Origin of the sequence: Jatrophihabitans sp., assembly GCF_051960575.1 — a bacterium.
Lineage (GTDB): Bacteria > Actinomycetota > Actinomycetes > Mycobacteriales > Jatrophihabitantaceae > JBQCEE01.
Map to the genome: position 1 here is coordinate 1 of NZ_JBQCEE010000048.1, position 10,915 is coordinate 10,915.

11 protein-coding genes are annotated in these 10,915 nt (G+C 70.1%); 9 read left to right on the forward strand and 2 right to left on the reverse strand.

What is annotated here, in order from left to right; all coding sequences use genetic code 11:
* From ACTHMS_RS02325 to ACTHMS_RS02365, 9 genes are all read left to right on the forward strand, one after another.
* The coding region (locus tag ACTHMS_RS02325) for an NADH-quinone oxidoreductase subunit H (protein WP_440305064.1) at window positions 1-509 on the forward strand (509 nt) is incomplete at its 5' end.
* Window positions 502-1,143 (forward strand): NADH-quinone oxidoreductase subunit NuoI, encoded by a 642-nt coding sequence (nuoI, locus tag ACTHMS_RS02330; protein WP_440305065.1) that lies wholly within the window; start codon window positions 502-504, stop codon window positions 1,141-1,143. The genes ACTHMS_RS02325 and nuoI, both read left to right, overlap by 8 nt.
* A 5-nt stretch (window positions 1,144-1,148) precedes the next feature.
* Window positions 1,149-1,946, forward strand: coding sequence for an NADH-quinone oxidoreductase subunit J (locus ACTHMS_RS02335; protein WP_440305073.1), 798 nt, complete (start codon window positions 1,149-1,151; stop codon window positions 1,944-1,946).
* Window positions 1,943-2,242 (forward strand): NADH-quinone oxidoreductase subunit NuoK, encoded by a 300-nt coding sequence (nuoK, locus tag ACTHMS_RS02340; protein ID WP_440305066.1) that lies wholly within the window; start codon window positions 1,943-1,945, stop codon window positions 2,240-2,242. The genes ACTHMS_RS02335 and nuoK overlap by 4 nt, the downstream gene beginning before the upstream one ends.
* A gap of 25 nt (window positions 2,243-2,267) precedes the next feature.
* Window positions 2,268-4,166, forward strand: coding sequence for an NADH-quinone oxidoreductase subunit L (nuoL, locus tag ACTHMS_RS02345; RefSeq protein ID WP_440305074.1), 1,899 nt, complete (start codon window positions 2,268-2,270; stop codon window positions 4,164-4,166).
* A complete protein-coding gene (locus ACTHMS_RS02350) occupies window positions 4,163-5,716 on the forward strand; it encodes an NADH-quinone oxidoreductase subunit M (protein ID WP_440305067.1) in 1,554 nt (517 codons plus the stop codon). The genes nuoL and ACTHMS_RS02350 overlap by 4 nt, the downstream gene beginning before the upstream one ends.
* Entirely contained in the window at window positions 5,713-7,302 is a 1,590-nt protein-coding gene (gene nuoN, locus ACTHMS_RS02355; RefSeq protein WP_440305068.1) for an NADH-quinone oxidoreductase subunit NuoN, read from the forward strand. The genes ACTHMS_RS02350 and nuoN overlap by 4 nt, the downstream gene beginning before the upstream one ends.
* 55 nt (window positions 7,303-7,357) lie before the next feature.
* A complete protein-coding gene (locus ACTHMS_RS02360; RefSeq protein WP_440305069.1) occupies window positions 7,358-8,380 on the forward strand; it encodes a polyprenyl synthetase family protein in 1,023 nt (340 codons plus the stop codon).
* Window positions 8,381-8,387: 7 nt separating this feature from the next.
* On the forward strand, window positions 8,388-8,978 hold the full coding sequence (locus ACTHMS_RS02365) for a hypothetical protein (RefSeq protein WP_440305070.1): 591 nt from the start codon (window positions 8,388-8,390) through the stop codon (window positions 8,976-8,978).
* 72 nt (window positions 8,979-9,050) lie between these two features.
* Here ACTHMS_RS02365 and ACTHMS_RS02370 read toward each other — a convergent pair whose 3' ends face one another.
* Window positions 9,051-9,794, reverse strand: a complete 744-nt coding sequence (locus ACTHMS_RS02370; RefSeq protein WP_440305071.1) for a maleylpyruvate isomerase N-terminal domain-containing protein — start codon at window positions 9,792-9,794, stop codon at window positions 9,051-9,053.
* Window positions 9,791-10,702 (reverse strand): EamA family transporter RarD, encoded by a 912-nt coding sequence (gene rarD / locus ACTHMS_RS02375; protein WP_440305072.1) that lies wholly within the window; start codon window positions 10,700-10,702, stop codon window positions 9,791-9,793. The genes ACTHMS_RS02370 and rarD overlap by 4 nt, the downstream gene beginning before the upstream one ends.
* Window positions 10,703-10,915: the final 213 nt, after the last annotated feature.

Here is a 10,915-nt window from a genome sequence, read left to right on the forward strand (position 1 = left end):
CGATCTCGCTCTGGCACGACGCGAACTCCGGCTGGTGGCCGTTCCTCTGGTTCACCGTCAAGGTGATCATCATCCTGTTCGTCTTCGTCTGGCTGCGCGGCACGCTGCCCCGCCTGCGCTACGACCAGTTCATGGCGTTCGGCTGGAAGGTGCTCATCCCGATCAACCTGGTCTGGATCCTTGCGGTCACCTCGATCCGGGTGCTGCGCGACCACGGCTGGTCGAACGTGAAGGCCACCTCGATCCCGCTCGCCGTGGTCGTGGTGATCCTGCTGATCGTCATCGCCGTCGCCGAACCGGCGGCCGCGCGACGCCGGGCCGAGCGCCTCGCCGAGGACGAGGAGGCTGCGGCCGAGGAGCCGACCTTCCCGATCCCGCCGATGGACCTGCGGGTGCCGCCGACGCCGGCCCGCCGGCTCGTGACCAGCGGCGCGCCGGGCGAGCTCGATGCCCCTGGCGGCTCGGGCGCCACCGCGTTCTCACTGCGGAAGGAGGACGACGATGTCTGAGCCGCACGGCACCGCGTCCGGTTTCGTCCAGGGCTTCGGCCTGACCTTCGGGACGATGTTCAAGCGGGTCTACACCCAGCAGTACCCGTTCGACTACTACCCGCCGGCGCCGCGCTACCACGGCCGGCACGTGCTGAACCGGCACCCGGACGGCCTCGAGAAGTGCGTCGGCTGCGAGCTCTGCGCCTGGGCCTGCCCGGCCGACGCGATCTACGTCGAGGGCGGCGACAACACCGAGACCGAGCGCTACTCGCCCGGCGAGCGGTACGGCAAGGTCTATCAGATCAACTATCTGCGCTGCATCTTCTGCGGGCTCTGCATCGAGGCCTGCCCGACGCGGTCGCTGACGATGTCGAACGAGTACGAGCTCGCCCTCGACAACCGCCAGGACCTGATCTACACCAAGGAACAGCTCATGGCGCCGCTGCTGCCCGGCATGGAGCAGCCGCCGCACCCGATGCGGCTCGGCGACGACGAGAAGGACTACTACACCGTCGAGGCGCAGGCCCCGACGCAGGTCGGCGCGGTGCAGAGCCAGGCGAACAAGGCCGGCCGCCCGATCACCGGCATCGCGCACGACGTCGGCCGCCAGCACAACCCGTCGCGCGCCGTGCCGAAGGAGGTGCGCCCGTGAGCGCCCTGCACCAGGCCGCGCTCACCACCGTGCTCGCCGGCAAGCCGCTGACGCACGGCAACGTGCCGCTGGGCGAGGCCATCGCGTTCTGGATCCTCGGCCCGGTCGCCCTCGCCGGCGGCATCGGCACGATCTCGCTGCGCAACGCCATCCACTCGGCGCTGTCGCTGGTGGCCACGATGATGTGCCTCGGCGCGTTCTACGTGATCGAGCAGGGGCCGTTCCTCGGGCTCGTCCAGATCATCGTGTACACCGGCGCGATCATGATCCTGTTCCTGTTCGTGCTGATGCTCGTCGGACGCGACTCGAGCGACTCGATCGTCGAGACCCTTCGCGGCCAGCGCTGGGCGGCGCTGCTGTTCGGCCTGGGCTTCGCGCTGCTCGTGGCGATCGGCGTCGCGAAGGCGGTCGGCAACACCAAGCCTGCGGACCTGAACACGCCGAACGCCTCGGGACGCAACGTGCAGTCGATCGCCGAGGTGCTCTTCACCCGGTACCTGTTCGCCTTCGAGCTCACCTCGGCGCTGCTCATCGTCGCCGCCGTCGGCGCGATGATCCTCGCCCACATCGAGCGCGACGAGCCGAAGCGCACGCAGAAGTCCTACGCCCGCGAGCGCATCCGCTCGGGCCGGCCGCAGCCGCTGCCCGGCCCCGGCGTCTTCGCCACCCGCAACGCGGTCGGCACGCCGGCGCTGCTGCCCGACGGCTCGATCAGCCTCGAGTCGCTGCCGAGCACGATGCAACCGCACGATCAGCCGCAGTCCGAGGACCGCCCGGCACTCACCCCCGGGGAGTCGCGGTGAACCCGACCTACTACCTGGTGCTGTCGGCGGCATTGTTCACCCTCGGCGCCGTCGGGGTGCTCGTGCGGCGCAACGCCATCGTCGTGTTCATGTGCGTCGAGCTGATGCTGAACGCGGTGAACCTGTCGCTGGTCACCTTCTCGCGCATCAACGGCAGCCTGGACGGCCAGATCATGGCGTTCTTCGTCATGACGGTCGCGGCCGCCGAGGTCGTGGTCGGCCTCGCGATCATCATGTCCATCTTCCGCACCCGCCGGTCGGCCTCCGTCGACGACGCCAACCTGCTCAAGTACTGAGGGACAGCCGTTGACCGCCACGGGAATGCAGACCTACGCGTGGATCCTCGTCGCGCTGCCGCTGCTGTCGTCGTTCGTGCTGCTGGCCGGCGGACGCCGCACCGACCGCTGGGGGCACTGGCTCGGCGCTCTCGTGCCGGTCGTGCTGTTCGTCTACGCCGTCGCCCTGTTCTTCTCGGTGAAGCACCAGAGCGGTGAGCACCGCGAGATCACCCGCCACCTGTTCAGCTGGGTGCCGGTGGCCGGCTTCCACGTCGACGCCGGGCTGCTCATCGACCCGCTGTCGATGGTGTTCGTCCTGCTCATCACCGGCGTCGGCTCGCTGATCCACATCTACGCCGCGGGCTACCTCGACCACGACCCGAACCGGCGCCGCTTCTTCGGCTACTTCAACTTCTTCGTCGCGGCGATGCTGCTGCTGGTGCTGGCGAACAGCTACCTCGTGCTCTACGTCGGCTGGGAGGGCGTCGGTGTCGCGAGCTACCTGCTGATCTCGTACTACTACGACCGCAGCTCGGCGGCGACGGCCGGCAACAAGGCGTTCTTCGCCAACCGCGTGGGTGACGTCGGGCTGTCGATCGCGATCATGCTGATGTTCGCCTACTTCGGCAGCACCAGCTTCGCCGGCGTCTTCGCCCACTTCGGGGCGAGCGGCAACACCACCACGGGCGTCGCCACCGCCATCGCGCTCATGCTGCTGCTCGGCGCGTGCGGCAAGTCCGGCCAGTTCCCGCTGCAGAGCTGGCTGCCGGACGCGATGGAGGGCCCGACGCCGGTGTCGGCGCTCATCCACGCCGCCACCATGGTCACCGCCGGCGTCTACCTCATCGTGCGCTCGCACCCGATCTTCGACGCCTCGCCCGCGGCCCGCACCGTCGTGGTGATCATCGGCGCGATCACGCTGCTCTACGGCTGCATCTGCGGCTGCGGCCAGGACGACCTCAAGCGCGTGCTGGCATTCTCGACGGTGAGTCAGATCGGCTACATGTTCCTGGCCGCGGGGCTCGGCCCCGGCGTGTACGCGATCGCCATCATCCACCTGCTCGGCCACGGCTTCTTCAAGGCCGCGCTGTTCCTCTCGGCCGGCAACGTCATGCACGCGATGAACGACCGCATCGACATGCGGCGCTTCGGCGGCCTCGCCCGCGTCATGCCGATCACCTTCGGCGTCTTCGCCTGCGGCTACCTCGCCATCATCGGCATGATCCCGTTCACCGGCTTCTTCACCAAGGACAAGATCATCGAGGCCGCCTTCGACAAGGGCGGCACGTCCGGCTGGATCCTCGGCATCTGCGCCCTGCTCGGCGCCGGGCTCACCGCCTTCTACATGACGCGCGCCCTCGTGATGACCTTCTTCGGCGAGCGCCGGTGGGAGGACGACGTGCACCCGCACGAGGCCAAGCCGATCATGACGCTGCCCATCGCCGTACTCGGTCTGGCCTCGCTCGTCGGCGGTTACCTGCTCGTCCTCAACGGCGGCATCCAGCACTGGCTCGAACCGTCGGTGGGCAAGAGCGTCGAGGTCGGCGTGCACACCATCTCGCCGGTCGTGCTGACGATCATCACGCTGCTCGTCATGGCCCTCGGCGTGGCCGGCGGCTACGTCGCCTTCGGCACGCGCCCCGTGCCGATCGAGCCCCCGGTCGGCGTCTCGCCGATCACCACCCTGTCGCGGCAGAAGCTGTACGCCGACGCGTTCAACGAGGCGGTGCTCATGCGTCCCGGCCAGTGGCTCACGCGGGCCTTGGTGTTCCTGGACAACCGCGGCGTCGACGGCGCCGTCAACGGTCTGGCCGCGGGGCTCGGCGGGGGATCGGCGCGCCTGCGCCGCACGCAGACCGGCTTCGTCCGCAGCTACGCACTGTCGATGCTCGGCGGCACCGTCGCCGTCCTCGCCGTCCTGTTGGCGGTGCGGTTCCAGTGAGTGCTCACAACGCCGCCCTGCCGGTGCTGCTGGCGATCCCGCTCGTCGGCTCGCTGGTCTGCTTCTCGCTGAAGCCGGCCCAGGCGTTGCTGGCGAAGTTCGTCGCCTTCGGTGTGTCGATCGTCGTGCTCGTCTACACCGCGATCCTCGGGTTCAGCTTCGACGCGAACGGCGCGCGGTTCCAGTACGACGCCAGCTGGACGTGGATCAAGAGCTTCGGCGTGCACCTGGCCTTCGGCGTCGACGGCATCGCCCTGGTGCTCGTCGCGATGGCCGTGATCCTCGTGCCGGTGACGATCCTCGCGTCCTGGAACGCCTTCGACAGCAGGGCCGGCGCCGAGGACCTCACGCAGCCGCGGCGCAGCGTGCCGTCGTTCTTCGGGCTCGTGCTGCTGCTCGAGTTCTTCATGATCGGTGTCTTCGTCGTCACCGACATCTTCCTGTTCTACGTCTTCTTCGAAGTGCTGCTCGTGCCGGTGTACTTCATCATCGGCAGCTTCGGCGGCCCGCGCCGGCAGTACGCGGCGATGAAGTTCTTCCTGTACTCGTTCCTCGGCGGCCTGCTGATGCTGGCCTCGGTGATCGGCATCTACATCCACAGCGGCAAGCGCACCTTCGCCTTCAGCGAGCTCGTCGGCTCGCTGCCGAACGACACGACGCAGAAGTGGTTGTTCCTCGGGTTCTTCATCGCCTTCGCGATCAAGGCGCCGCTCGTGCCGTTCCACACCTGGCTGCCCGACGCCGGCGCCGAGGCGCCGATCGGCGGCGCGGTGCTGCTCGTCGGCGTGCTCGACAAGATCGGCACGTTCGGCTTCCTGCGCTACTGCATCCCGCTCTTCCCGGACGCGTCCAAGTACTTCGCGCCGACCATCCTGATTCTGTCGGTGATCGGCGTCCTCTACGCGGCGTTCCTCGCGATCGGCCAGCGCGACATGAAGCGGCTGGTGGCCTACACGTCCATCGCGCACTTCGGCTTCATCGGCCTCGGCATCTTCGCGTTCACCACGCAGGGCCTGTCCGGCTCGGTGCTGTACATGGTCAACCACGGCTTCTCGACCGCGGCGCTGTTCTTCGTCGTCGGCTTCCTGATCAGCCGGGGCAAGAGCCGCAACGTCGACGACTACGGCGGCACCGCGAAGGCCACGCCGATCCTCGGCGGCTTCTTCCTGCTCGCCGGCCTCGCCACGCTGTCGCTGCCGGGTATGAGCACCTTCGTCAGCGAGTTCCTCGTGCTGGTCGGGTCGTTCACCCGGCACAAGGGGCTGGCGATCGTCGCCACCTTCGGCATCGTGCTCGCCGCGATCTACGTGCTCTACCTGTACCAGCGCGCGTTCCAGGGCCCGCAGAAGGAGAGCACCAGCCGCTTCCGCGACCTCAACCCGCGTGAGATCGCGGCGGTGGCACCGATGATCGCGCTGATCATCTTCCTCGGCATCTACCCCAAGCCGGTGCTCGACATCATCAACCCGGCGGTGAAGGCCACGATGAGCGACCTGCACACGACCGATCCGAACCCGCCGCTGCAGACGGCGGCCGGAGGGAACCGATGACGCTCGCGACGGCAGCCGCGCCGATCCTCACCATCCCGACGCCGCACGTCGACTACCAGGCGCTGCTGCCGGTCTTCATCGTGCTCGGCGCCGCGCTGGTCGGCGTCCTGGTCGAGGCCGCAGTGCCGCGCACCGAGCGGTTCCCGGCACAGCTCGTCGTCACCTTCGGCGGGCTCGTCGGCGGGCTCATCGCCGTGGTCGCCGAGCACTCGACCCGCGTCGCAACGCCCACCCCGGGCGACGGTGCGAGTGTGTCGTTCGCAGGCTCGCTCGCGCTCGACGGCGTCGGCTACTTCCTGCAGGGGACGATCCTGGCCCTCGCGATCGTCGGCACGCTGCTCATCGCCGAGCGGTCGGTCGACGTCGCGAGCCCGATCGTCGCGTCCGCCGCGCTCGTGGTCGGCTCGCCCGACGACCGCCGGCTCGCCCTCAGCGAGCGCGTGCAGACCGAGATCTTCCCGATGCTGTTGTTCGCGGTGAGCGGCATGCTCGTCTTCCCCGTCGCGAACAACCTGATCCTGCTCTTCGTCGCGCTCGAGGTGCTCTCGCTGCCGCTCTACCTCATGGCCGGCATGGCCAGGCGGCGTCGCCTGCTCTCGCAGGAAGCGGCGATGAAGTACTTCCTGCTCGGCGCGTTCGCGTCCGCGTTCCTGCTGTACGGCATCGCGCTGCTCTACGGCTACGCGAACACCGTCGACCTGCCCGGCATCCTCGCGGCGACGCGGGCGTCCGGGAAGTCCGACGTGCTGCTCTACGCGGGCATGGGCCTGCTGCTGGTCGGACTGCTGTTCAAGGCCGGCATCGCGCCGTTCCACAGTTGGACGCCGGACGTGTACCAGGGCTCGCCGACGCCGGTCACGGCATTCATGGCCGCGTGCACCAAGGTCGCTGCCTTCGGCGCCCTGCTGCGGGTGCTGTTCGTCGCCTTCAACACCACCTCGTGGGACTGGCGGCCGCTCATCTGGGCGGCGTCGATCGCGTCCATGGTGGTGGGCGCGGTGCTCGCCCTGACGCAGACCGATCTCAAGCGCATCCTCGCGTACTCGTCGATCTCGCACGCCGGCTTCCTGCTGCTCGGCCTGGTCGACGTGACCCGCAAGGACAGCATCCAGGGCGTGCTGTTCTACCTGGTCGCCTACGGCTTCACCGTGCTCGCCGCGTTCGGCCTGCTCATGCTCGTCCGCAACGCCGACGGCGAGGCGACGCACCTGTCGCAGTGGACGGGACTGGCGAAGAAGAGCCCGATCGCCGCGCTGCTGATGACCGACTTCCTGCTGTCGATGGCCGGCATCCCGCTCACCGCCGGGTTCTCGGCGAAGTTCATCGTCTTCCGGGCGGCGTACCACAGCGCGGCCCCGCTGGTGGTCATCGCGCTGATCTGCTCGGCGATCGCGGCGTTCTTCTACCTGCGCATCATCGTGCTGATGTTCTTCGCCGACCCGCCCGAGGACGGCCCGACCATCGCGGTGCCTGGCTGGTCGACCACCGTCGCCCTGACACTCGGCGTCTTCGCCACCGTCTTCCTCGGCATCTTCCCGGAGCCGATCATCAAGCTGGCCGGGCACATGTCCGTCCTGGTGGGGTGAGTGCGGGTTTGTCCACCCGCCTGAACCTGCGCTGCCGACCTCCCGTGCAGCGTGGGTGGAGGTCGTCGGCGAAGATGGTGTCGTGACGTCGATCGGACTGGGTGTCGAATTCGTCGACGCCGTGCTCGAACGTTCGGTGCGCACCGGCCTCGATCGCATCGAGCAGGCGCTGCGCGAGGCGGTCGTGTCCGACGACGACTTCGTCGCGGACGTCGCCCGCTACCTCATCGATGCCGGCGGCAAGCGGTTCCGGCCGCTCGTCACGGCGCTCGCCGCCCACTTCGGCGACCCCGAGCGGCCCGAGGTGACCACCTCGGCCGTGGTGGTCGAGTTGACCCACCTCGCGACGCTGTACCACGACGACGTGATGGACGAGGCCACGGTGCGCCGCGGCACCCCGTCGGCGAACTCGCGCTGGGACAACACGGTCGCCATCCTCACCGGCGACTTCCTGTTCTCGCGCGCGTCCGACCTGCTCGCCGACCTCGGCCCGTACGCCGTGCGGCTGCAGGCCCGCACGTTCGGGCGGCTGGTGACCGGGCAGATCCGCGAGACGGTCGGCCCCCGCGACGGCGCCGACCCCATCGACCACTACCTCGCCGTCCTCGCCGACAAGACCGGCTCGCTCATCGCCACCGCGGCCGAGTTCGGCGCGCACTTCGCCGGCGCCGACCCTCGGGTGATCGACCAGCTGCGCGTCTACGGCGAGCAGATCGGCGTCGCCTTCCAGCTGAGCGACGACATCCTCGACATCGCGTCCGAGACCGTGCAGTCGGGCAAGACCCCGGGCACCGATCTGCGCGAGGGCGTGCCGACGCTGCCGGTGCTGTACGCCCTGCGCTCGACCGAACCCGCCACCGAACGGCTGCGCGCCCTGGTCTCACACCCGCTCGTCGACGACGCCGAGCACGCCGAGGCGCTCGACCTGCTGCGGTCGTCCGCAGCCCTCGACGAGGCCCGGGCCACGCTGGCCGCCTATGCCGACCGTGCCCGCGCGACCCTCGCCGACCTGCCCGACGTGCCGGCCCGTAGCGCCCTCGAGGCGCTCACCGACATCGTCATCGCCCGCACCGGCTGACCGCGCGGTGTCCGAACCAGCCGTCTCGCCGCCCACGGCGACCGACTTCATCAGCTACGGCGAGTGGGGCGAGCTGTTCTTCCGCGCCGCCGTCACCGAGCAGCGGGTGCTCGGCGCGGTCGCCACGGTGGCCGGGCAGCCCATCGACTTCGGCCCGACGAAGGTCGACCCGATCGGGTTGATCAAGGTCAGCGCGTCCGGCCGGGTCGGGACGCCGGAACTCGCGCAGCGCGACGAGGCCCTCGTGGTCTTCGACCTGGTGATCCCCGTGACGCTCGCGCTGCTGCTCGACCTCGGCCTCGACAAGCACCGCTTCAACGCCGACGTGCACGTGCGGTTGGTGCTCACGGCCCGGGCGGCGCGTCCGCTGCAGATCGTCATCGACATCGAGCCGCCACACGGCCGCGACGTCAGCGTCGACCTGCGTGCCGAGGCGCTGCGGTCGTCGGTGCTGCAGGTGCTGGCCGGCATCGAGGGTGAGCTGCGCCGCCAGGTGGCGCGCTTCGTCCGCAAGGAGCTGGAGAAGCCGGCACTGCAGCAGGCCCGCGTGATCGACGTCGGTGCCGCCATCGCCGCGCTCCGTCTGCCGCGCGCCTGACGACACTCGCCTGACGAGACTCGCCGGACGACGGCGGTTCGCCGCACCGCTTGGGAACGCGCCGCGGACGCGTCAGCGCCACGCCCGCAGGGACGGCGCGGCGGTGAGCCGCCCGGCGACGGCGTCACCGCGCCCGGCGAGCCACGCCAGCACCGCCCAGTCGGGTCCCGAGACCTCGACCGGGTCGCCCTCGCCCACCCGGTGTTCGAGCCCGACGAGCGCGGGCACCGTCGACCCCTCGGCGGTCACCTTCACGAGCAGCGCGTCGTCGCTGCGGCCGGCGAGCGTGGGCAGCACTGCGGGCAGCTCGCGCGCGACCAGGTAGGCCGGCCAGTGCTGCGGGCCGTAGTCGCCGGCGAGGTCGACGCGGTGGAACTCGACCTCGCGCTGCCGCGCCTCGAGCCACGTCCAGGCCGGGCGGTCGTCCTCGGTCACGGCCGTCCACGCCCCGGCGTCGGCGACCGCGCCGAACACCCGGTCGAGCCGGTCGGCCGAGTCGGTGACGTCGGCGACGAGCACGGTCATCGCCCGCGTCGCGCCGGCCTCGATGTCGGCGTCGCGCCCGCGCTCACCGTCGGGGTAGCGCGCCTCGACGCGGCCCTGCAGGGCCGCCGCGAGCGTCCGCGCGATGCCGTCGGCGTTGCGGGCGAGGTGCGTGAGCAGGTGGCCCCGCGTCCACCCGGGCAGCAGGGTCGGTGCGGCGACGTCGGCGTCGGTCCGGGCGGTGGCGGCCAGCGCGGCGAGCAGGCCACCGGTCGACGCGCGCAGCTGGGTGAGCGCGGTGGTGCTGCGGGCCGGCAGGTCGTCGTCGCTCATGCGGCCACCGCCTCGGCGGACTGTGCGAGCCGCGCGGTCGCGCGCTGCGAACGGAGCCCGTCGAAGGTGAGCACGACGAGCGCGATCCAGACGAGCACGAACCCGACCCACTCGGCGGCGGGCAGGTGCTCGTGCCGCACCCCGACGCCGATGGCGAACTGGACGACCGGGGCGAGGTACTGCAACAGCCCGACCACCGACAGCGGCAGCCGGCGGGTGCCCGCGGCGAACATGAGCAGCGGGATCACCGTGATGAGTCCGGTGCCGGCCAGCAGCACCGAGGTCGACCACCGGGTGCCGAACACGAGATCGCCACGCGCGCCGATGACGATGATCGTGGCCAACGCGAAGGGGAACAGCACCGCGGTCTCGACCAGCATCGAGTCGGCGGCGCCGGCCGCGGCCTGTTTCTTGAAGAAGCCGTAGAGCGCGAACGAGACGGCGAGGATCAGGGCGATCCACGGCGGCCGGCCGTAGTCGACGGTGATCACGACGACGGCCGCGGCCCCGATGCCGACCGCGATCCACTGCAGGCGGCGCAGCCGCTCGTGCAGCACGAAGACGCCCAACATGATCGTCAGCAGCGGGTTGATGAAGTAGCCCAGGCTCGACTCGACCACGTGGCCCGAGTTCACCGCGTAGATGTAGGTGCCCCAGTTGAAGGTCACGACGAACGCGGCGGCGGCCAGCAGACCGAACTGGCGGCGGTCGGCGAGGATGCGGCGCACCCCGGCGTAGCCGCCGGTGAACGGCAGCACGACCACCATCACGACCAGCGAGAAGGCCATCCGCTCGGCCAGGATCTCGACCGTGCCGGCCGGCTCGAGCAACGGCCAGTACAGCGGGAACAGCCCCCACAGCAGGTAGGCCCCGGCGCCGTAGCCGAGGCCGCTACGAGTCTGCTGCACGTGCTCGACGGTACTGCCCGGCCCGACCGGATTCCGCCCGGCCGGGCTGTCGCAGTCGATCAGTGCCGCAGGAGCTTCAGCAGCTGCTGCGCGTCGTCGCCCTGCAGGCCCGACAACACCGTGTTGACCAGGTCGAAGATCGTCTGGACGGGGCTGAGGTACCACTGCCCGTCGTGCTGGGTGACATCGAGCCCGGTGCCGCCGCGCAGCGCG